The sequence below is a fragment of the Klebsiella sp. Q11 genome (assembly GCF_964241505.1).
GTDB classification, from domain to species: Bacteria; Pseudomonadota; Gammaproteobacteria; order Enterobacterales; family Enterobacteriaceae; genus Klebsiella; species Klebsiella michiganensis.
This window is the reverse complement of sequence record NZ_CAXSXW010000006.1, coordinates 198,155-219,421: the sequence shown is the minus strand read 5'-3', so window position 1 is coordinate 219,421 and position 21,267 is coordinate 198,155. Positions and strand designations below refer to the sequence as shown.

The 21,267-nt window shown below is 58.7% G+C and carries 17 protein-coding genes; 12 read left to right on the top strand and 5 right to left on the bottom strand.

The features are described from left to right. Positions 1-102: 102 nt before the first annotated feature. Both ACESQ2_RS11785 and ldcA read right to left on the bottom strand, forming a co-directional pair. Positions 103-1,836 (bottom strand): potassium/proton antiporter, encoded by a 1,734-nt coding sequence (locus ACESQ2_RS11785; RefSeq protein WP_004851981.1) that lies wholly within the window; start codon positions 1,834-1,836, stop codon positions 103-105. A 92-nt stretch (positions 1,837-1,928) separates the two neighbouring features. After that, on the bottom strand, positions 1,929-2,843 hold the full coding sequence (gene ldcA / locus ACESQ2_RS11780; RefSeq protein WP_025106153.1) for a muramoyltetrapeptide carboxypeptidase: 915 nt from the start codon (positions 2,841-2,843) through the stop codon (positions 1,929-1,931). A gap of 95 nt (positions 2,844-2,938) precedes the next feature. Here ldcA and emtA point away from each other — a divergent pair, with 95 nt between their 5' ends. Then, positions 2,939-3,550: a membrane-bound lytic murein transglycosylase EmtA gene (emtA, locus tag ACESQ2_RS11775; protein ID WP_009651970.1), complete on the top strand. Its 612-nt coding sequence runs from the start codon at positions 2,939-2,941 to the stop codon at positions 3,548-3,550. Positions 3,551-3,654: 104 nt separating this feature from the next. Here emtA and ACESQ2_RS11770 read toward each other — a convergent pair whose 3' ends face one another. Further along, a complete protein-coding gene (locus ACESQ2_RS11770) occupies positions 3,655-5,403 on the bottom strand; it encodes an alpha,alpha-trehalase (RefSeq protein WP_049069056.1) in 1,749 nt (582 codons plus the stop codon). Positions 5,404-5,917: 514 nt separating this feature from the next. Between ACESQ2_RS11770 and ACESQ2_RS11765 the strand changes: the two genes are divergently transcribed. The 8 genes from ACESQ2_RS11765 to ACESQ2_RS11730 all read left to right on the top strand — a co-directional run bounded on the left by ACESQ2_RS11765 (position 5,918) and on the right by ACESQ2_RS11730 (position 16,696). Next, positions 5,918-7,276, top strand: a complete 1,359-nt coding sequence (locus ACESQ2_RS11765) for a glycoside-pentoside-hexuronide (GPH):cation symporter (protein WP_025106155.1) — start codon at positions 5,918-5,920, stop codon at positions 7,274-7,276. 99 nt (positions 7,277-7,375) lie between these two features. After that, positions 7,376-8,767 (top strand): carbohydrate porin, encoded by a 1,392-nt coding sequence (locus tag ACESQ2_RS11760; protein WP_049069055.1) that lies wholly within the window; start codon positions 7,376-7,378, stop codon positions 8,765-8,767. 83 nt (positions 8,768-8,850) lie between these two features. Beyond that, positions 8,851-11,631 (top strand): glycoside hydrolase family 3 N-terminal domain-containing protein, encoded by a 2,781-nt coding sequence (locus tag ACESQ2_RS11755; RefSeq protein ID WP_373170520.1) that lies wholly within the window; start codon positions 8,851-8,853, stop codon positions 11,629-11,631. 21 nt (positions 11,632-11,652) lie between these two features. Then, entirely contained in the window at positions 11,653-12,543 is an 891-nt protein-coding gene (locus tag ACESQ2_RS11750; protein WP_373170519.1) for an alpha/beta hydrolase, read from the top strand. A 207-nt stretch (positions 12,544-12,750) separates the two neighbouring features. Next, complete coding sequence (locus tag ACESQ2_RS11745; RefSeq protein ID WP_014229793.1) at positions 12,751-14,190, top strand: circularly permuted type 2 ATP-grasp protein; 1,440 nt, start codon at positions 12,751-12,753, stop codon at positions 14,188-14,190. Further along, positions 14,184-15,113, top strand: coding sequence for an alpha-E domain-containing protein (locus ACESQ2_RS11740; RefSeq protein ID WP_004103215.1), 930 nt, complete (start codon positions 14,184-14,186; stop codon positions 15,111-15,113). Before ACESQ2_RS11745 ends, ACESQ2_RS11740 begins: the two co-directional genes overlap by 7 nt. Further along, positions 15,110-15,925: a transglutaminase family protein gene (locus ACESQ2_RS11735; RefSeq protein WP_014229792.1), complete on the top strand. Its 816-nt coding sequence runs from the start codon at positions 15,110-15,112 to the stop codon at positions 15,923-15,925. The genes ACESQ2_RS11740 and ACESQ2_RS11735 overlap by 4 nt, the downstream gene beginning before the upstream one ends. A gap of 18 nt (positions 15,926-15,943) precedes the next feature. Continuing rightward, positions 15,944-16,696 carry a proteasome-type protease gene (locus ACESQ2_RS11730; RefSeq protein ID WP_046878390.1) on the top strand — a complete coding sequence of 251 codons (753 nt, stop codon included), beginning with the start codon at positions 15,944-15,946 and terminating at the stop codon, positions 16,694-16,696. On the opposite strand, the gene ACESQ2_RS11725 is transcribed toward ACESQ2_RS11730, so the two are convergent. Then, positions 16,681-17,448 (bottom strand): helix-turn-helix domain-containing protein, encoded by a 768-nt coding sequence (locus ACESQ2_RS11725; RefSeq protein WP_025106160.1) that lies wholly within the window; start codon positions 17,446-17,448, stop codon positions 16,681-16,683. The two genes, ACESQ2_RS11730 and ACESQ2_RS11725, sit on opposite strands and share 16 nt — an antisense overlap. Positions 17,449-17,542: 94 nt before the next feature. Here ACESQ2_RS11725 and ACESQ2_RS11720 point away from each other — a divergent pair, with 94 nt between their 5' ends. From ACESQ2_RS11720 to ACESQ2_RS11710, 3 genes are all read left to right on the top strand, one after another. Continuing rightward, positions 17,543-18,682, top strand: a complete 1,140-nt coding sequence (locus ACESQ2_RS11720) for an MFS transporter (protein WP_025106161.1) — start codon at positions 17,543-17,545, stop codon at positions 18,680-18,682. 104 nt (positions 18,683-18,786) lie between these two features. Then, the gene (locus tag ACESQ2_RS11715; protein WP_014229788.1) at positions 18,787-19,770 is read left to right on the top strand and encodes a fatty acid desaturase; all 984 of its coding nucleotides are present in this window, start codon (positions 18,787-18,789) and stop codon (positions 19,768-19,770) included. Further along, the gene (locus tag ACESQ2_RS11710; RefSeq protein ID WP_342706785.1) at positions 19,763-20,563 is read left to right on the top strand and encodes a PhnD/SsuA/transferrin family substrate-binding protein; all 801 of its coding nucleotides are present in this window, start codon (positions 19,763-19,765) and stop codon (positions 20,561-20,563) included. The genes ACESQ2_RS11715 and ACESQ2_RS11710 overlap by 8 nt, the downstream gene beginning before the upstream one ends. Positions 20,564-20,980: 417 nt before the next feature. On the opposite strand, the gene ACESQ2_RS11705 is transcribed toward ACESQ2_RS11710, so the two are convergent. Beyond that, positions 20,981-21,267 (bottom strand): hypothetical protein (locus ACESQ2_RS11705; protein WP_373170514.1); only part of this gene is annotated, 287 nt, incomplete at its 5' end.

Genomic DNA, 21,267 nt, shown 5'->3' with positions numbered 1-21,267 from the left:
GCGATCTTTTAAATAAACCAATAACCAGTATGGGTCTTTTTGTGGTCTTTGTTTTTTTAAATTTTAATTAAAACAATTGGTTATGTGGTAATTTGAGGCGGATCACTCCGCCTCATCTTCCGCCATCCGTACGCCAACCCGCAGTACGTGATCCTCTTCTTTTTCCGCCACCGTCCACACCATCCCGGCAAATTCCACCTGGTCGCCGACCACCGGGGCGGCGCCTAACAGGTGCTGTATGACGTCACCCAGCGACTGCTGGCGATCGCGAAACTCTTCTCCCCCGTCAATGCCGTAAATCTGCGCGACGTCGGCAAATCTGGCACTGGCATCGAGAATAAAATCACCGAAGAAGCGCTGATCCAGCGCCACCGGCGGCGACTGGCTGAACAGTTTACCCAGCGCGGGCAGGTCACGTTCGCGGCCAATCACGCAGAGAATATCGCCTTCCAGCAGCCGGGTACTGCCGGTAGGGTGCAGGAGTACGTTGTCGCGAAACAGCGCGGCAATCCGCGTCTCCGGCGGCATATGCAGGTCGCGCAGCGCCGCGCCGACGCACCATTTTTCGGCGCTAAGCTGGTACACGAACTGCTCCCACGGGTTTTCCGGATGGATATCCAGCCCGACGCGGGAGATGGGCGAGCCGACCGGCGGCACCACCACTTTGGCTTTCTTCGCCGCCCAGGAGAGCGAGGTCCCCTGTAACAGCAGCGAGACCAGCACCACGAAGAAGGCCACGTTAAAGAACAACCGCGCATTCTCCAGGCCCGCCATCATCGGGAAGACGGCGAGAATAATCGGCACCGCGCCGCGCAGGCCCACCCAGCTGATAAATATCCGCTCGCGCAGGTTGAAGCCGCGAAACGGCAGCAGACCGGCAAACACCGACAGCGGACGGGCGATAAAGATCATCCACATCGACAGAATGAGCGCCGGGATGGCGATAGGCCACAGGTCGGACGGGGTGACCAGCAGGCCGAGCACCAGGAACATGGCGATCTGCGCCAGCCACGCCAGGCCGTCGAAGTTTTGCAGGATACCGTGGCGGTTGCGAATCGGCCGGTTGCCGAGCAGGAATCCGCACAGGTAGACCGCGAGGATGCCGCTGCCGTCCAGCGAGGTGGTGGCGGCGAAAATCATGATCCCGCCGCTCAGCGCCAGCAGAGGATAAAGCCCGGCCGGCAGCACAATGCGATTAATCATCTGCAGCAGCAGATAGCCGCCGCCGAGGCCAATAGCGATACCCAACCCGAACTGCTGCACGATATGCACCGCGAACATCCAGCTCAGGCCGGTCTCGTGCTGCTGAATCATCTCGATAAGGGTAATGGTCAGGAACACCGCCATCGGGTCGTTGCTGCCGGATTCAATTTCCAGCGTCGAGCCGACGCGTTCGTTCAGCCCTTTACCGCCGAGGAGTGAGAATACCGCCGCGGCATCGGTTGAGCCGACGATAGCGCCGATCAGCAGCCCTTCAATCAGGTTGAGATGAAACAGCCAGGCCGCCATCAGTCCGGTCAGGGCCGAGGTGATTAGCACCCCGACCGTGGCGAGCGAGAGGGCGGGCCACAGCGCCACGCGAAAAGAGCTGGCCTGAGTGCGCATCCCGCCGTCAAGCAGGATAACCGCCAGCGCCAGGTTGCTCACCATGTAGGCGAAAGGGTAGTTGTCAAACGGAATGCCGCCGATACCGTCAATGCCCGCCAGCATCCCAATCGCCAGGAAGATAACCAGAATCGGGATGCCGAGGCGTGAGGAAAAGGAACTTAATAAAATACTACAGGTTACTAAAACAGAACCCAGGATAAACAGACTGATGACCGCAGCGGCGTCCAATGTTGACGTACTCCTTACCGGCATGAAGATAAATTAAAAACTACACCATTTTAACAATCTGACGCCGATCGGGATATGCGTTAGAGGAATTTTTATTCCGCCAGAACCGGGTGGCCGCTGATGCTTAACGTGGTGATGGATGCGTTGTTGACCAGCAATGCTCTGGCGCCAAGCGGCAGGGTGACCGTACGCTGCTCGTGACCGAAATCCAGGCCGCTGATGACCGGAATGTTAAGCTGCTGGCGAAGGTAGTCGTATACCATCGGCAGATCGTATCCGGCATCGTAGTCGTTGGCGTTTGCGCCGGTAAAACTGCCGAGGATAATCGCCCGCTGGCGCGCGAGAATACCGCTGTTGAGCAGCTGTAATAGCATGCGTTCGACGCGGAACGGGTGTTCGTTAATATCTTCCACCACCAGAATTCCGTCGCTAATCTGCGGCATCCACGGGGTGCCGATAAGCGAAGTCAGCATCGCCAGGTTGCCGCCCCACAGCGTGCCGTCGGCGCGACAGTCCGGGCCTTCACCGTGCCATTCGAGCGTAAACGCCGGGTTGCGCAGCGCCTGCCAGAAATGGTGCTCGGTAAATTCGTTCAGCGTTTCAGCGCCGAAGTTTCCCGCCAGCATCGGCCCGCTAAAAGTGATTATGCTACCCTTTGCCAGCAGCCCCAGCTGGATGGCGGTGAAATCGCTGTGGCCGCAAATAAGCAGCGGATCCTGCTGCTGGCGCGCGATCAGCGCCTGCCAGTCAATCTGCGGCAGCAGGCGAGTTGCGCCGTAGCCGCCGCGTACCGCCAGCACGATGCGGTTTATACCGGCGAGGGCGGCGAGCTGGTTGATATCGGCAAGGCGTTCATTCTCAGTTCCGGCAAAGCGCAGCGCCCGGCGGGGAATGACTTCCTGGTGCGCGACCTGGTGCCCGGCCTCCTGCAGACGCTGCACGCCGCGATACGCCGCCTCCTGGTTGATGCAGTAACCGGAAGGGGCGACGAGATAAAACTGAGACATGACAATTCCTTGCTAAGAATGAAAGGGTTATCATGCCGCCTGGAGCGTTTATTGTCATCTCCGTGCGGCAAACTTCAGCCAATAAGGATAGATGTGTGAAATTGAGATGGTGTGTTTTTTTATGTGTATTGTTGGCCGGTTGTAGTTCAAAACACGATTATCGTAACCCGCCATGGAACCCGGAAGTCCCGGTTAAGCGGGCGATGCAGTGGATGCCAATCAGCGAAAAAGCCGGTGCGGCGTGGGGCGTCGATCCCCAGTTGATTACCGCCATCATCGCCATTGAGTCCGGCGGTAACCCGACGGTGGTCAGCAAATCCGGCGCGGTTGGCCTGATGCAGCTGAAGCCCTCGACCTCCGGTCGCGATGTTTACCGGCGGATGGGCTGGAGCGGGGATCCTTCGGTGAGCGAGCTGAAGAATCCCGAGCGCAATATTTCGATGGGGGCGGCCTACCTCAGCATCCTCGAAAACGGTCCGCTGGCGGGGATTAAAGACCCGCAGGTGATGCGCTATGCGGTGGTGGTGTCCTATGCCAACGGCGCGGGCGCGCTGCTGCGGACGTTCTCGTCCAATCGCCAGGATGCGATTGAAGAGATTAACGATATGGACGCCGATGATTTCTTTGAGCACGTGGTGAAAAAGCACCCGGCACCGCAGGCGCCGCGCTATATCTGGAAGCTGCAGAAGGCGCTGGACGCCATGTAAAGGGCGCTCCCCGCAGGCTCAGCTTGCCGGGGAGCCGTCGGCCCGGCCGATTCTGGAACTGCACATTGATAAAGACGCGCGGCGGGCCCCCGCCGCGCGGAGGTTTACGGCGCGACTTTTTTCTCCTCTACCGCAGCCGGCTGCTGAGCGGCAGGCTGCGCCGAGACGTCCGCCGCTTTGCCGTTGTCGTCATTCGCCGCCGGGCGCGCGGTGGGGACGGAGTCACACGGCTTCTCTTTCGGACACACCAGGTCCAGCATCTTCAGGGTGACGCCGTTGGTCCAGCCAAAGCCGTCCTGTAGCGGATACTCTCCGCCACCGCCGCCTGTTCCGGTCGAGCTGACATCATATTTTTCCACCAGCTTCTGTTCGCTATTGTAGGTGTGCTGAACGTTGCTGAGGAACCGCCAGCTCACCTCCATTGCGATTTTCTGCTGGCCATACTTTTGCAGGCCTTCAGCGGCGACCCACTGCAGCGGCGCCCAGCCGTTCGGCGCATCCCACTGCTGGCCGCTATTGACGGTCGTGGTGGTCAGGCCGCCGGGCTTGAGCAGTCGCGCTTCGGTGGCGGCGGCGACCTTCGCGGCGCGTTCGCTGGAGGCGGCGTTGACGTACAGCGGGAACAGCGCCGCGGCGGTCAGCTGATTGCGCACCTTATGACTTTTCAGATCGTAATCGGCGTACCAGCCCTCTTTATCGTTCCACAGATATTTCTCCAGCGCTTTCTGACGGGCGTTGGCTAATGCGTCATACTGCGCGGATTTAGCGCTATCCCCTGCCGCTTTACTGGCGCGGGCGATGGTTTTTTCCATGTGGAACATCAGCGAGTTCAGATCGACCGGAACAATCGAGGTGGTGCGGATGGTGCCGAGCTGCTGCGGGTTATCCATCCAGCGGGAGCTGAAGTCCCAGCCGGATGCCGCGGCGGAGCGCAGATCGCGGTAGATTTCAGTGGCCGGGCGGTTGGGATTGTTTTTGGCGGTTGTGACGTCGTCCAGCCAGGATTCCGGACGCGGCGTGTCGTTATCGTCCCAGTAGCGGTTGAGCAGGGCGCCGTCGGCCATCCGCACCACGCGCTTATTGGCGCTACCGGGCTCAAGCGCCTCAGCGCCATCCATCCAGTACTGGTACTCTTTCTCCATCTGCGGCAGCCATTTTTTGAGCGCCTCATCGCCCTCGTGCGTGGCCAGCAGTTCAACCATAAACGGGAAGAACGGCGGCTGCGAGCGGCTCAGATAGTAGGTGCGGTTGCCGTTGGGAATATGGCCCCAGGCGTCGATCTCCGCGGCGAAGTTGGTCACCATATCTTCAATTTTATCCCAGTGGCCGCTCTCAGCCAGGCCGAGCATGGTGAAGTAGCTGTCCCAGTAATAGACTTCGCGAAAGCGTCCTCCGGGCACCACGTAGGGCTTTGGCAGCGGCAGCAGCGAATCCCATTTTTCGACGTCGACGGTACTGCGGGTCAGTACGGGCCATAATCCGTTGATATGCTGGCGCAGCGTTTGTCCTTTTGGCGGAACGTACTGGTCGTTTTCGCGAGGCAGGGTAAAGTTGAGTTCTACGAAGTGCCGCAAATCAAAGCTGGTCTGGCTTTTCTGCATACGATAATCGGCAAGGATCATCAGCGGGTCGCCGTTCGGAATGGCGTCAGCAAACGTTTTCTGGTCAGAAAAAAGTTTCGCGCTTTGCACATCGTTAAATAGCGGACCGAGCAGGATATCGGGTGATTGCGGGGTGGGACGGGTTTCTTCAGCCTGAGCCGTCAACGTCGCCAGGGCGACAAACGCGCCCCCTAGCGCCAGACGAAGAGCAAAAGGCAGGGTAGCGGGGCGACGGGAAACGGGACTCGTCATAGATTGTTCTCCTTATCATTGCAGACTATGTGCCACTGCATTCGGCCATCAGAAAACCTTAGACGAATATCCGCCGCTGCGCGTGTCCGAGGTAACATTTTAAGTGAAAACAGAGTATTTACCGGGCACTGCTCTGTTCCGCACCGACAAAATATTGGCGGTTAAAACAGCGCTGTCTTGTAGGGTACTTCGGGGGATATTTTCGCTGAATATCTGGCAATTGATAAAAAACATAATCCGCGAATAAGAAAAATAAATAGACAAGCGGCATGGTATTCCTATATGGCATTTTTATCTGCTCATCCCTGTCGCCTGAAAAAAGTTAGCGAAGTATTAAAACATGTGATCTGCCAAACAAAAAAACGGGTTCTAATACCATTGAAGGCTGACAGGATCACATAAATAAAAAAACATAAATAATTAATAAAAAAACATAATGGCATCTGTAGGAGAGAAAAGTAAAAAATGCAGACATTACAGAAACCGGTTTCATTTTTTCGTAAAGGAGTGATGTATGTCTGCTGGCGACAAAATTTCTGTCAGAGAAAAAGTAGGTTACAGCCTGGGGGACGCAGCGAGCCATATTGTATTTGACTCCTCCGTTGCCATCTTAGCCTACTTCTATACCGATATTTATGGTCTACCGCCCGCCGTGATGGGGACGATGTTTTTGCTGGTTCGTCTGCTGGATGCGATTACCGATCCGATTATGGGGGCGATTGCGGATGCCACCTCAACCCGCTGGGGGCGCTTCCGTCCGTGGCTGCTGGCTATCTGCGTACCTTTTGCCGTGAGCTGCGTGCTGGTTTACTCCATACCGTCTTTCTCCGACTCGGGGAAAGTGGTTTATGCGGTTGCGGCATATATATTTATGACGTTGATGTACACCGCCATTAATATTCCTTACTGCTCGCTGGGTGCGGCGCTGACTTCCGATCCGCGTGAAAGCCTCTCTCTGCAATCCTGGCGTTTTGCCATCACGCCGATTGGCGGCGCGCTGGGTACCGCGTTTATTTTACCGCTGGCTGATCTTCTTTATCCTGGCGATCGGGCGACGGGTATTCAGGTCTCCATGGCGATATTTGGCGTTATCGGCTGCCTGATGTTTGTCGTCTGTTTCGCGACCACTAAAGAGCGCGTCCAGCCGATAAAAGAAGAAAATCTGAATATTGCCCGCGATGTGAAAATTCTTTTCCGCAACGATCAGTGGCGTATTCTCTCCGTTTACAACTTTATGATGCTGGTTGCCGTGGTGATTCGCGGCGGGGCGGTGGTATATTACGTCAATAGCGTGCTGAATAAAGGTGCGGACGTTATTACAATATTCATGCTCGGCGGGATGTTTGCCTCCATGCTGGGTTCGGTGCTGGCAAAACCGTTTGGTACGCGTTTCTGTAAGGTCAGACTCTCTTTCTGGATTAATCTCGTCACCGCTGCGCTGGGCGTCGTATGCTTTATGGTGCCGGTACAATATTGGGTGCTGGTGCTCGGCGTGCATATTCTGATCTCCATTATTCAGGGCGGCAACGGCGCGCTACAGTGGTCAATGATAACCGACGTTAATAACTATGGTGAATGGAAAACCCAGCGTCGTATCACTGGAATGAACGTCGCGGCGAATATTTTTGTGATTAAGCTCGGTGTAGCCGTTGGTGGTGCGATTCTTGGATGGGTGCTGGCTTACTACCATTACGCGGCTAACACCACGGTGCAACCAGCCTCTGCGGTACATGGCGTAGTGCTATTGTTCACCCTGGTACCGTCAATTTTCTATGTTCTTACCGCAGTCTCTATTAAATTCTATGGCTTAACGGAAAATAGAATGAATGGCATTGTTGATGATTTGAAAAAAGGAACTTTTGCCGAGTCCTGAAAATAACAGAATAGCATTTGTGGCGTTGTGGATTAATCTTCACATAGCCACAGGTGTATCCTGAATGAAATAAAAAATAATTAATTTAGGTATATTCAAATGAAAATAAAATATATGGCATTGGCTATTGGCGCCATTATGTCCTCTAATGTGATAGCAGCAAAAAATAATACCTCTGCCGATATTGACCAGCGCCTTGCGCAACTGGAGCAAAGATTAATTAACGCTGAACAGCGCGCCGCCGACGCGGAAGCGCAGATACAAACGCTTAAACAACAGCAAACAACGGCAGCAAAAACCGCGCCGGCGGTGAAAGTCGATGCCGCTGACCCGGTCGCTCCCGGCGCGACGCCCACGAAGCTTACGCTCTCTGGCTATGGCGACCTGAAGTTTTATGGCGATGTGGAATTCAATATGGATGGCGCCAGCGGTAGCGGTAGCCTGACGTCGGTAAAAACCTCTTCGAGTAAAAACTGGGCGCCGGGTACTAAAGAACGTTGGGATATTAACGGCCGTATTCTGCTGGGCTTCGATGGTATGCGCAAAATGGATAACGGCAATTTTGCCGGTTTCTCCGCCCAGCCGCTGGCTGATATGACCGGTAAGATGAACCTTGATGATGCGGTATTCTTCTTTGGCAGGGAAGATGACTGGAAGGTGAAAGTTGGTCGTTTCGAGGCCTACGATATGTTCCCGCTGAATCAGGATACGTTTGTCGAATATTCCGGCAACACGGCTAACGACCTCTATAGCGATGGCTACGGCTATATTTACATGATGAAAGAGGGCCGCGGCCGTAGCAGCAGCGGCGGCAACTTCCTGCTCAGTAAAACGCTAGATAACTGGTATTTCGAACTTAATAACCTGGTGGAAAACGGCAGTACGCTGTTCCAGGACTCCAGCTATCACGGCAATACCCTGGAAAATGAGAAAAACGTTGCCTATTTACGTCCGGTGATTGCGTGGAATAGCGGTCGCTTCTCTACCGCAGTAGCGATGGAAAAGAACGTCGTGAAGAATGCTTACGGTTATTACGACAATCGCGGCAGTTGGGTCGACCAGTCGGACCGTACCGGCTATGGCTTGACGATGTCATGGAATGGACAAAAAACCGATCCGGAAGATGGGGTCACCACTAACCTGAACGTGGCCTATATGGATGCCTCCGATGAGAAGGATTTCACCGCAGCTATCAACTCCCTCTGGCATCGTTTTGAACTGGGTTATATCTACGCCCACAACAAAATCGACAAGTTTAACTCGGCTAATTATGTCTCTACCTGCGACGATGGCTGCTGGATCTCCAACGTGGGTGACTACGATATCCACACCATTCACGCATCGTACCTGTTCCCCAATGTCATGGATATGAAGAACTTCAACATCTACCTTGGCGCTTACGCCTCGTGGATTGAAGCGAAACCAACGGATGGCGACAAACATGAAGACTCCCGCTACGGCGGCCGTCTACGTTTCAAATATTTCTTCTGATCAAAGCAGAGCCCGCATTGTGCGGGCTCTGTTCATTATGCCATTACGCCTCCTGCGGAGGCTCGAGTTAACAGGACTACACCATGTTTGACAGTAAAGCGGGCACTCCGCTGGAAGGGTTTGCCGAATTTGCCACTGCCGCTGCCGCCGAAGGCGCGGTATTGCTGAGAAACGATCGCGGAATGCTCCCACTCAATCCTCTGCAGCCGGTTTCACTATTTGGCCGTACGCAGATTGACTACTATCGCAGCGGTACCGGTTCCGGTGGGGCTGTTAACGTGGTGAGTCGTACAACTTTGTTGCAGGCAATGCGGGAGCGAAGCGGGGGCAGGCTCAATGAGCAACTGGCCGCGCTTTACGAAAGCTGGATTGAACAACACCCCTTCGACAATGGCGGAGGGGGCTGGGCAGCGGAACCCTGGTACCAGCAGGAGATGCCGCTGAGCGATGAGCAGATTCGTCAGGCCCGCGCCGTCTCGACCCAGGCTGTTATTGTCCTCGGTCGTACCGCGGGCGAAGATCAGGATAATGCCGATGTTGAAGGCGGGTACCGGCTCACGGCCGATGAGAAGCACATGCTACACCAGGTATGCCGAGAGTTTGATGAAGTGGCAGTCGTGTTGAATACCGCCGGGCTTATCGATCTCTCATGGGCTGACGATCCGCTGCTGCGTCAACGCATTCGCGCGCTTCTGTATGTCTGGCACGGTGGCGCGCACGGCGCACAGGCCGCAGCCTCGTTGCTATACGGCGATGTGACCCCTTCAGGTAAGCTGGTTGGCAGCATTGTGATATCGCTGGACGATCATCCGGCATCCCCCTGCTGGGGTGCGGAAGAAGAAAATCTCTACCAGGAAGATATCTACGTTGGCTATCGCTATTTCGAAACCTTCTCTGCGCAGAGCCTGCAGTTCCCCTTTGGCTTTGGTCTCTCATACACCTCTTTCACCCTGCAATCGGCGCGGGCGGAGACCTTTGGCGACCTGATCAAGGCGACCGTCACCGTGACCAATCGCGGGGAGCGCTTTGCGGGCAAAGAAGTGGTGCAAATCTACCTCCAGGCGCCGCAGGGCGCGCTCGGCAAACCGGCCAAAGTGCTGGTGGCTTTTGCCAAAACTCGCCTGCTGCAACCGGGGGAAAGCGAGACCTTAACGTTATCAATTCCGCTGGAACGCTTTGCTTCTCTGGACGATAGCGGGGCGACCGGGCATCCACACTGTTATGTAATGGAGCCAGGGCTTTATCGCTTGCTGCTTGGTAACAGCGTGCGCGATCTACAGCCGCTGCCGGTTGACGGCGAGGCGGGGTATTCGCAAAAGGTGCTGCGAGTCCTCTCCTGCCATCAGCAGGTGCTGGCGCCGACGGTGCCTTTCGTACGTATAAAACCGGTCGCGGACGGCGATGATGGGCGCTATCAGATCGAGTGGGAGGACGTGCCGCGGCGGGAGATTAATCTGCGCGCGCGCATTGAGGAGCGTTTGCCAGAGGCTATCACCCTTACCGGCAACCAGGGACTGACCCTCAACGACGTGGCTGAAGGGCGTACCACGATGAATGCCTTTGTTGCTCAGCTGTCTGTTGAGGAGCTGGCCTGCCTGGTGCGCGGAGAAGGCATGTGTAGCCACAAAGTGACGCCCGGCGTCGCGTCGGCTTTTGGCGGCGTAGCCGACAGCCTGCTGGAAAAAGGTATTCCTCTGGCATCGACCGCCGACGGCCCATCCGGGATTCGCATGGATAACGGCGCGAAGGCCACTTTGCTTCCCAGCGGTACATTATTGGCCTCCAGCTGGGACCCGATCCTCGTGGAACGCTTATACGTGATGGAAGGCAAAGAGCTGCTGCGCAACGGTATCGACCTGCTGTTAGGGCCGGGGATGAACATCCAGCGCCATCCGCTGAACGGGCGTAATTTTGAGTACTTTTCCGAAGATCCGCTGCTCACCGGGATGATGGCGGCGGCGGTGGTTCGCGGCATTCGCAGCGGCGGCGGGATTGCCACCCTCAAGCACTTTGCCTGCAACAATCAGGAGTTCGCCAGAGCCAAAGCGGATTCGGTGGTGTCAGAGCGCGCGCTGCGTGAAATCTATCTCAAAGGTTTTGAGTATGCGGTGAAATCCGGCGGCGCAAATGCGGTAATGACCGCTTATAACCCGGTCAACGGCCACCATGCCGCATCCAACTACGATCTCACCACCACCGTACTGCGCGAGGAGTGGGGCTTTCGCGGGATCGTGATGACCGACTGGTGGGCAACGATGAACGATCCCATCGATGGCGGCGCGGCGAGCACCCACAACACTGCGGCGATGATCCGCGCGCAGAACGACCTTTATATGGTGGTCAATAATAACGGCGCGGAAGTTAATGCGGGGGGAGATAATACCCTGGCGGCGCTGGCGACAGGCGAGCTAACGCTCGGTGAACTTCAGCGCTGCGCGATAAACATCCTCGACTTTATGATGCAGACGCAGGTCTTTAAGCGCGGGGAGATGCCGCGGGCGGGGATTATTCGCCTGGCGGCGGATCCTGCGAGCGATGGGGCCTGTCCTGGCGCAATTAAAATCGCCGAGCAGTCGCGGCTGCGCTACGACGAGGAGCTGGTGCTGAGCGTTGAGCGAACAGCGGTATATGACGTGCTGGTGAGCGTTCACGCTAACGGTGCGCCGCTCGCACAAACCGCCTGCAACCTGCTGCTTAATGAACAATTTGTGGCGACGATCCAGACCAACGGTACGCTCGGTCGTGAGATTGTGCAGAAGCTGTGTCGGATTGAGCTACAGTCGGGGAAATATCGCGTAGACTTTGATTTTATCAAGCCGGGTCTGGTGGTGGACTGGCTGGAGCTCAGGCTCGTTAATGACTAATTTCCGTCTCAGGAGCCGCCGATGAACCGACGCCATTTTTTGTTTTTAAGCGCCGCCGCGCTGCTGGCGGGCGGTCGTCTTCGCGCCGCTGAAAGCCAGCAAACGATCCGCCTGTGGCCTGGCGTGCCTCCCGGCGGCGGCGGACCGGACGGCCCCGTTCGCTTATCGGCACGCGGCGCGCTAAGCCATATCGCCCAGCCTGAACTGACGGTATGGCGTCCCGCAGCGCCACGCGGCCACGGCGTATTAATTGCTGCCGGCGGCGGCTATCGACGCATTGAAATGGCGAAGGAGGCCTGGCCCGCCGCGCGCTGGCTAACGATGCGCGGCTATACCGCGTACGTGCTGACCTATCGTCTCCCCGGGGAGGGGTGGCAAGCGGGCGGCCTTGCTCCGCTGCAGGACGCTCAGCGGGCGCTGCGCCTGATTCGTCAGCGGGAAGCCAAAGTCAGCCTTCTGGGATTTTCCGCCGGCGGACATTTGTCGGGAATGGCTGCCTGTCGCGCCGATTTTGCCTCTTACTCGCCGATCGACGGCGTGGACGACACCCCGCCCCGGGCCGACGGCGCCGCGCTGATTTATCCGGTGATTTCCCTCGAACCTCCGTACACCCATACCGCCACCCATCGGCTCCTCGCCGGGCCTCACGCCGCGGAGGAGGTGGATCGCGCCTGGTCGGTACAAACCTGGGTCAGCGGGCGGACGCCGCCCTGTTTTCTGGTTCAGGCGGAGGACGATAATGTCTCCGATCCGCACAATACGTTGATAATGGCCGCCGCCTGCCGTCAGCATCAGGTCCCGGTCACCCTGTATCGTTACGCCAGCGGCGGTCACGGTTTTGCGCTGGGCCGGGCCGGTACGCCCAGCGTCGAGTGGCCCGAGCGCTACGCTGCGTGGCTCGCGGCGCGTTAGTATCGCGTGAATCGACTTGCCCCAAATTGGTGCGTTTAAAGCGAAAAACAGGCCATAAATAAGCAAAGCGTCTGATTGTTTTTTATTCAATTCAGCGTCATGGCATAACAGCGTAACGCCGCGCCGCCGCGCTGCGTTACCTGGCATAATTAATGCTTATCTCTTACCGGGATTACCTCAAAGTGAGTACAACCGGAGGAGACGGCCATGATAAAAATAACGCTTCCTGACGGGCATTATTATGATGAGATGCTTACCGCACAGGGAGAGCAGCGTCAGCACTATAACGCCTGGTGGCAATGGTTTCGCAGTACCGATCAATTCTCTATCCGGCAGAAGAAAGAGCAGGCGGAGCTGCTCTTTCACCGCATCGGCATCACCTTTAACGTCTACGGCGAGGATGAGGGCACCGAACGACTGATCCCTTTCGACAGCGTGCCGCGTATTATTCCTGCCGGCGAGTGGCAGCGGATTGACCGCGGCATCCGCCAGCGGGTGAAAGCGCTCAACGCTTTTCTTTACGATATCTACCACGATCAAAATATCCTTCGCGCGGGGCTGATCCCGGCCGAACAGGTGCTGGCGAACGAACAGTATCAACCCTGTATGCAGGGGATAAATTTACCCAATAACACCTACGCCCATATCACCGGAGTCGATATGGTGCGCAACAGCGACGGCCAGTATTACGTGCTGGAGGATAATCTGCGCACCCCCTCCGGCGTCTCCTACATGCTGGAAAACCGCAAAATGATGATGCGGCTGTATCCCGAAATGTTCGAACAGCACCATATTGCGCCGGTAGAACGCTACCCCAGCTATCTGCTGCAAACGCTGCGCGAAAGCTCGCCGGTGGACGATCCGTGCGTGGTGGTGATGACCCCGGGGCGGTTTAACAGCGCCTATTTTGAACACAGCTTTTTGGCCCAGCAGATGGGCGTTGAGCTGGTGGAAAGCGCGGATCTGTTTATTAAAACCGGGGCGGTGTACATGCGCACCACCGAAGGACCGCGGCGCGTGGACGTTATTTACCGGCGTATCGACGACGCATACCTTGACCCGCTGGCCTTCCGCGCCGACTCCATGTTAGGCGTACCGGGGCTGCTGTCGGTGTATCGCGCCGGGGGCGTGGTGCTGGCCAACGCTATCGGTACCGGCGTCGCCGACGATAAATCGATCTACCCCTTCGTACCGGAGATGATCCGCTTCTATCTGGGCGAGCAGCCGATCCTGAGCAATATTCCCACCTGGCAGTGCCGTAAGGCGGAAGATCTCAGCTACGTGCTGAGCAATCTTGAACTGATGGTCGTGAAAGAGGTTCACGGCGCGGGCGGCTACGGCATGCTGGTTGGCCCGCGCTCGACCAAAGAGGAGCGCGACGCGTTTCGCCAGCGCCTGCTGGCGAATCCGGCCAACTATATCGCCCAGGACACCCTGGCGCTGTCGACCTGCCCAACCTTTGTCGATGAGGGGCTGGCGCCGCGCCATATCGATTTACGTCCCTTCGTCCTTTCCGGCCAGGAGATCCGCCTGGTTCCCGGCGGGCTGACGCGGGTGGCGCTAACCGAAGGCTCGCTGGTGGTGAACTCGTCGCAGGGCGGCGGCACCAAGGATACCTGGGTGATGGAGGATGATGAATCATGTTAAGCCGCACAGCGAGTGAACTCTTCTGGATGGCGCGCTACCTTGAGCGCGCAGAAAGCTATGCCCGGGTGCTGGACGTGACCTGGAAGCTGTCGATGATCCCTCGTCACAGCCAGCAGTCGCGGGATTTAGCCCTGCCGCTGAATCTGTCGCTGACCCATGAGCTGTTTCAGGCGCGGCACGCGCGTTTCACTATGAGCAACCTGCTTAATTTTTTCGCGCTCGACGGCAACAACCCGTACAGCATTTTCAGCTGCGTCGAGATGGCGTGGAACAACGCCCATGCGGTGCGCGGCAGCCTGTCGGCGGAGGTGTGGGAAAGCATCAACGCCACGCGCATTGAGCTGCGAAAGCTGCGCCAGCAGGGGATCGGCGAGCTGGGCAACGACGCTTTCTTTGAGTGGGTAAAAGAGCGGGTACATCTGTTTCGCGGGGCGATCCTCGGCACGCTGCTGCGTAACGACGCCCTGAGCTTTATCGGGATCGGGACGCTGATCGAGCGGGCATCCGCCACCGCGCAGCTGCTGTTGATTAAGGATCAGCAGTTGAACAGCGATCCCGATCCGGTACGCGAGTACTACCGGCTGGATACGCTACTTAATGCGGTCAGCGCCCGCGAGGCCTACAACAGCATTTACCGCCAGCCGGTCAGCCGCGAAACGGTGATGGAGCTGCTGATCCTGCGCAACGATGTGCCGAGATCGCTGAGAGCGAGTATTTCCGACCTCGTCGGGCAGCTGGAACAGATTGCCAACGACCGCTCGCACTTGCCGCTGCGGCTGGCGCACCAGCTCAACGTCGACCTGCGTTTCAGCACCCGCGACGATCTGGCGCAGGCCGATTTACAGGTCACCCTTAATGCACTGCTGGCGCGGATTAACGCGCTTTCCGACAGCATCAGACAAACCTATCTGGAGGCGTTATGAAACTGGTTATCGATCACCTGACCCGCTACGGCTACGATGAAGAAGTGAAGTTTTCGACCCAGTATCTGCGCCTGACGCCGCGCAGCAGCGGTCGGCAGAAGATCACCGCCTGGACATTAACCCTGCCGGACGGTTCCGCCGTCGCCACCACCGACGCCTGGGGCAACGTGCTGCACGTGCTGACGCTGGATAATCCGCATAAAGAGATTACTATCCGCGCCAGCGGGATCGTCGATATCGCGGAAGAGGGGGACGACATCGGTGCGGAGCCGCAGGAGCTGCTGTCGCCGCTGGTTTTCTTGCGCTGTACGCCGCTCACCCGCGCCGACGGCCCGATCCGCGAATTCGCTCAGCGCTGGTATCAGCCGGAGGCGCAGGAGGAGAGCCTGAACCGGTTAATGGCCGAGCTGCTGCTGAGAATGCCCTATTCGCCGGGCGCCACCCAGGTGCAGGACTCCGCCGCCGATGCCTTTGCGCGCGCGAAAGGGGTTTGCCAGGATCACACCCACGTGTTTCTCGCCTGCTGCCGGGCGCTGGAGATCCCGGCGCGCTACGTCAGCGGCTACGTTTACAGCGATAACGCCGAGCACGTCGCCATGCACGCCTGGGCCGAAGTGTGGCTCAACGAGCGCTGGCAGTCGTTTGATATCACCAATAACACGCGCAGCCTGAATCAACATTTGCGGCTGGCGACCGGGCTGGACTATCTTGATGCGTGCCCGGTACGCGGCACCCGCCTCGGCGGCGGGGGGGAAATCATGTTAACTAACGCTGAAGTGCGCGAGCATTCGCAGCAGGCGCAGCAGCAATAACGGCAGGAACAAAAAACGATGACCTACTGTGTGGCCATGTGTTTGTCAGATGGACTGGTATTTGCCTCAGACTCCCGCACCAACGCGGGAGTGGACCATATTGCAACGTTTAAAAAACTGCACGTTTTCCATCAGGATGGCGAACGGGTCATGGTCCTGCAGTCGGCGGGCAACCTGGCCACCACTCAGAGCGTGATTAGCCTGCTCAGCGCCCGCATTCGCACCCAGCAGGAGCCTAACCTGATGCAGGTGACCTCGCTATACGACGCGGCGATGCTGATCGGTAAAACCTTACAGGAGGTGATTCAGCGCGACAGCAGCAATCAGCAGAACTGCGGCAATACCAACTTCAACTGCAACCTGCTGCTCGGCGGGCAGATCGCCGGCGAAACGCACCGGCTGTTTCATATCTATCCGGAAGGCAACTTTATTGAAGCCACGCGCGACACGCCCTATTTCCAGATTGGCGAGAGCAAATACGGCAAGCCGATTATCGACCGGGTTCTGACCATCGATACTCCCCTGGAGCAGGCGATGTGCTGCGCGCTGATTTCGATCGACTCCACCCTGCGCAGCAATCTTTCGGTGGGGCTGCCGCTGGACACCCTGCTGTACCGCAGCGGTAGCCTGAGCAGCGCCGAACGGCATCGGATCACCGAAAACGATCCCTATTTCAATACCATTCGCAAAGCGTGGTCCGAAGGGCTGCAGAGCACCTTTCTGAAGCTGCCGCCGTTCACGCCGGGCGGCCACAATCAGGCGGAAAAATAACGCCCCGGCGTCATGCCGGTCATGGTGCGGAAGAAGTAGATAAAGGCGCTATCGCTGGCGAAGTCGAGCGCCTGCGCCGTATCGGTAATCCGCTCCCCGGTTGCCAACATCTCGACCGCTTTCATTAATCGCCACTGTTGACGCCACTGCTGGTAGGACATCCCGGTATCGCGGCGAAACAGTCGGCTGATGGTTTTTTCGCTGGCGCCGCAGCGGGCAGCGAGCGTCCCAAGCGGCGGCGGCAGCGCGTCGCCGCAAACCATCGCCAGCCGTTTATCCTGCGGCAGCGCGAGCATCATCGGCTCCCGCGCGGCGGCGCGAATTTCCGCCTGGCACAGGGCGGCGAGATGTCGCGCCGGCTCGGCCTCCCAGTCGGTATCCCAGGGGCTGGCGCTGATGCGCTCTAATAGTTCGCGCAGCAGCGGCACCACGTTGAGTATCGCCGACTGCGTTGGCAACTGAGGGTAACGCTGCGGCTGAAACCAGACGGAACGATAGTCGACAATGTTTTTCATCTCCGCGCGATGGCTGACTTCAGCGGGGATCCACGCCGCGCGCCCCGGCGGCAGCAGGCACAGCAGGGCGCCATCGTCGAGCGTTAAACGCACGCATCCCTGACGGGTAAACAGGATCTGCGCCATCTTATGCCGGTGGCTGCCGGAGTCGTGGTTACCGAGCGCCGACTGCACGCCAATCAGGCTACTTTTCAACGCATCCGGATCGAATGCCGCGTCAGCGTCAAGCCAGGCCATAATGTCTGATTTCCGGTATTTAAAGTCATTATGTTTATAATGTTCGATAAACGGCTTCCCTACAATAGCGCCTCTTGTTAATCAGGAGGTGGATATGTTGGGACGTGCCGCGCTGGTGCTGGTGACCGCGCTACTGATGTTTCCGCAAATAGCGGAAACGATTTATAGCCCGGCGCTGACCGATATCAGCGCCCGTTTTTCCGTGAGCGCGCCGCAGGCGGCGCTAACCCTTTCCGTGTACTTTATCGGTTTTGCCGTCGGCGTTTTGCTGTGGGGCGGATTCAGCGATCGCTACGGCCGGCGTCCGGCCCTGCTGGCGGGGTTAGGGGTTTACGCATTGGGGTGCCTGATGGCGCTGTGGGCGACGGATTTTTCGCTGCTGCTGGCGGCACGGATCGTCACGGCCGCTGGCGCGGCAACCGGTTCAGTGGTGACGCAGACGGTCCTGCGGGACTGCTATCGTGGGCGGCAGCTGGCGGGAATTTTTTCGTTTATCGGCCTGGCGCTGGCGGTGAGCCCGGCCGTCGGGGTCTATATCGGCGGCGGGTTGACCGCCCTCTGGGGGATGCGCGGCGTATTCAGCGCGCTGGCGCTTTTGGCCGCCGCGCTTCTGCTGGGCTGCCTGGCATTGATGCCGGAAACGCGTCCGCAAAACCTCAGGAGAGGGCCGTTTCTTCACGTGCTGCGGCGGATGGTGGGCGATACGCGTATCGCCCTGGCGGCAATCCTGGTGGCGGCATTTAACGTCAGCCTGTTCAGCTACTACAGCCTGGCTCCGTTTCTGTTCGCCCGATTCGATCTTGATGCCCTGACGTTTGGCTACAGCGGCATGGCGCTTGCCGCGGGTTCGCTGCTCGGCGCGCTGCTTAACCACCGGCTGCTGCGTCGGAATGTCTCGCTGGGGCGGATACTCGCCATCGCCTGCATTCTGCACTTAGCCGGCGGCGTCGCGGTGTACGTGCTGCGGGAATCAATCTGGTTTGTGGCACCGGTTGCGCTGGTCACCCTTGCCTGGGCCATGGCGATCCCGCTGGTGCTGGGGTCGGCGCTGAGCGCCTACGGCGACTGTCGGGGCACCGCCGGCGCCTTTTTCGGCCTGTTTTATTATGTCCTGATTGGCGCCGGTCTGCTGGCGGCCGGGTGGGGGCAATCGCTGGGTGCGTCGCTGCTGGCGTGCGCGGGCGTGAGCATGCTCGCCGGGTGGCGTTATATCATCGTGCTCAACGAGGGCTAAGGTGATTTTCTGGCAAAGCTAAGCGATTTAAATTCTTTGTTATTTAACGCGTTATCTCACATCTTCGGAGGATCAAACGATAACGCGAAAAGGCAGTGGCAGGAATGGCAAAAAGCAGGTCGGTCTATCTGCATCCGCAGCAGCGCGAGCGGATTCATCAGTTTTCCCGTAGCTGGCTGTGGCGCAGCGAGCTGCCCACCTGGCTACTGATCGTTGCCGTCTACGGCGGCTGGTTTGCCTCGCTGGCCTGGTGGCGCGAGCTGGGCATTTTCCCCGCCACGCTGCTGCTCATCTGGTTCACCGCCTGGTATATGTCATTGCAGCATGAGCTTATTCACGGTCACCCCACGTCGCGACCATGGTTTAACCAGCTGCTGGGGACCCTGCCGCTGGCGGTCTGGTATCCCTACGGGCTGTACCGCGACTCGCACCTGGCGCACCATCATCATCATTTGCTGACGCAGCCGGTTGACGATCCGGAATCCTACTATTTTACGCCGCAGAGCTGGCAGCGTTTTGCCCCCTGGCAGCGTAGCCTTATTCATCTGCGCAATACGTTTATCGGCAGGCTGCTGGTGGCGCCGCTGCTGGATATTGCCCAGACGCTCGGCAGCGCGCTGGCGGCATTTCGACACCGGCGGGTGAACACAATAGCGATGTGGCTGGTTCACGGCCTGCTGCTGGCGGCGCTGTTCGCGTGGATGAATCACCTCGGCTTTTCGCCGCTTTACTTCGTGCTGGCTATCAGCTACCCGGCGCTGGCGTTGACCAAAGTGCGCTCTTTCCTTGAACACCGCGCCGCGGACGATCCGCTGGCCCGTTCGGTGATTAACGAGGCGGGGCTGGTCTGGCGGGTGCTGTTCCTCAATCTCAACTACCATTCAGTGCATCACGATTTGCCGGGGGTACCGTGGTACGGGCTGCGAAAAATCTATCTGCATAATCAGGCGGAGTATCAGCGGCGCAACGCCGGGTTTGTGGTGCGCGGCTACGGTGAATGGCTGCGGCATTTTTTTGCCAGGCCGGTGGCGGTGAATGCCCATCCCGGGTTCAACCAGCAGGGTAAGGCGGATGAAGAGCATGAGTGAAAGGCTGGCGTTCCCGATGTACGCGGTGAATGACGAGGATACTCAGGCGCTCTGGCGGGCGGTGCGGCAGCTGCTGGCGGCCCGCGGCGTGGTGGAGGAGGATACGCTGTCGTATCAGGTACCTGAGGATCTGCTGACGCACTGGCGCCATCCGGCGCTGCTGTTGAGCCAGACCTGCGGTTATCCGCTGATGACGCGGCTGCCGGCAGTGCAAACGGTCGGCTGTTTTCACTATTCCGCGCCCGGATGCGAAGGGCGGAACTACCGCAGCCTGCTGGCGGTACGTGAGGCGGACGGTGGTCAGACGCTGGCGGATTTTCGCGGGCGCCGGGTAGCGTGCAATTCGCCGGATTCCCAGTCCGGCTATAACGTGCTGTTAAAAATGGTCGCGCCGCTGTCGCGCGATGGGCGTTTCTTCTCGGCGGTCGCGTTTAGCGGCAGCCATCGCCAGTCGCTGCGTGAACTTCAGCAGGGGACGGCGGATATTGCCGCCATTGATTGCGTGACCTGGGCGCTGCTGCAGCGTCATCAGCCGGAGGCGCTGGCGGGGCTGGCGGTGATTGCGCGCAGCCCGCTCGCCCCGGGTCTGCCGCTGATTACGTCGGCGACGACGTCCGCGGCGACGCTGGGGCTGCTGAGAGAGGCATTGCAGCAGCTGGTGAGCGATGAACGCTACCGGCCGCTTTGCGAAGCGCTGTTTATCTGCGGCTACAGCGATATGCGGCGCGCGGACTATCAGCCGCTGCTGGCGTGGCGTGATGAGGCGGCGGCCAGGGGCGTTGTGCGGCTGTAGGCGGCAATTTCCCCGGGCCGCGGCGCAAGCGCCTTGCCCGGGCTACCCGATCGCAGATGGTTGTGAACCCGTAGCCCGGCTAAGCGCAGCGCAAGCCGGGGAGAAACCGCACCGAGATTTCAGACACAGCACCTTCCCCGGAGGCGGCGCGTTGCGCCTGTCCGGGCTACCCGATCCGCAGACGGTTGTGAACCCGTAGCCCGGCTAAGCGCAGCGCAAGCCGGGAAGAAAACCGCAGCAAGGCATCAGGCAGCGCACCTTCCCCGGAGGCGGCGCGTTGCGCCTGTCCGGGCTACCGATTCGCAGACGGCGGTGAACCCGTAGCCCGGCTAAGCGCAGCGCAAGCCGGGAAGAAAACCGCAGCAAAGCATCAGGCAGCGCACCTTTCCCGGAGGCGGCGCGTTGCGCCTGTCCGGGCTACCGATCCGCAGGCGGTTGTGAACCCGTAGCCCGGCTAAGCGCAGCGCAAGCCGGGGAGAAACCGCACCGAGGTTTCAGACACAGCCCCTTCCCCGGAGGCGGCGCGTTGCGCCTGTCCGGGTTACCGATCCGCAGACGGTTGTGAACCCGTAGCCCGGTCAGCGCAGCGCCACCGGGAGTAAAACCGCAGCAAAGCATCCGGCAGCGCACCTTTCCCGGAGGCGGCGCGTTGCGCCTGTCCGGGCTACCGAACCGCAGGCGGTTGTGAACCCGTAGCCCGGCTA

Coding starts and splice junctions, on each gene's coding strand:
- ACESQ2_RS11740 (WP_004103215.1), top strand. CDS start 14,184: ATGTTAAGCCGCACAGCGAGTGAACTCTTCTGGATGGCGCGCTACCTT.
- ACESQ2_RS11760 (WP_049069055.1), top strand. CDS start 7,376: ATGAAAATAAAATATATGGCATTGGCTATTGGCGCCATTATGTCCTCT.
- ACESQ2_RS11710 (WP_342706785.1), top strand. CDS start 19,763: ATGAGTGAAAGGCTGGCGTTCCCGATGTACGCGGTGAATGACGAGGAT.
- ACESQ2_RS11720 (WP_025106161.1), top strand. CDS start 17,543: ATGTTGGGACGTGCCGCGCTGGTGCTGGTGACCGCGCTACTGATGTTT.
- ACESQ2_RS11750 (WP_373170519.1), top strand. CDS start 11,653: ATGAACCGACGCCATTTTTTGTTTTTAAGCGCCGCCGCGCTGCTGGCG.
- ACESQ2_RS11755 (WP_373170520.1), top strand. CDS start 8,851: ATGTTTGACAGTAAAGCGGGCACTCCGCTGGAAGGGTTTGCCGAATTT.
- ACESQ2_RS11730 (WP_046878390.1), top strand. CDS start 15,944: ATGACCTACTGTGTGGCCATGTGTTTGTCAGATGGACTGGTATTTGCC.
- ACESQ2_RS11735 (WP_014229792.1), top strand. CDS start 15,110: ATGAAACTGGTTATCGATCACCTGACCCGCTACGGCTACGATGAAGAA.
- ldcA (WP_025106153.1), bottom strand. CDS start 2,843: ATGTCTCAGTTTTATCTCGTCGCCCCTTCCGGTTACTGCATCAACCAG.
- ACESQ2_RS11715 (WP_014229788.1), top strand. CDS start 18,787: ATGGCAAAAAGCAGGTCGGTCTATCTGCATCCGCAGCAGCGCGAGCGG.
- ACESQ2_RS11770 (WP_049069056.1), bottom strand. CDS start 5,403: ATGACGAGTCCCGTTTCCCGTCGCCCCGCTACCCTGCCTTTTGCTCTT.
- ACESQ2_RS11745 (WP_014229793.1), top strand. CDS start 12,751: ATGATAAAAATAACGCTTCCTGACGGGCATTATTATGATGAGATGCTT.
- ACESQ2_RS11765 (WP_025106155.1), top strand. CDS start 5,918: ATGTCTGCTGGCGACAAAATTTCTGTCAGAGAAAAAGTAGGTTACAGC.
- ACESQ2_RS11725 (WP_025106160.1), bottom strand. CDS start 17,448: ATGGCCTGGCTTGACGCTGACGCGGCATTCGATCCGGATGCGTTGAAA.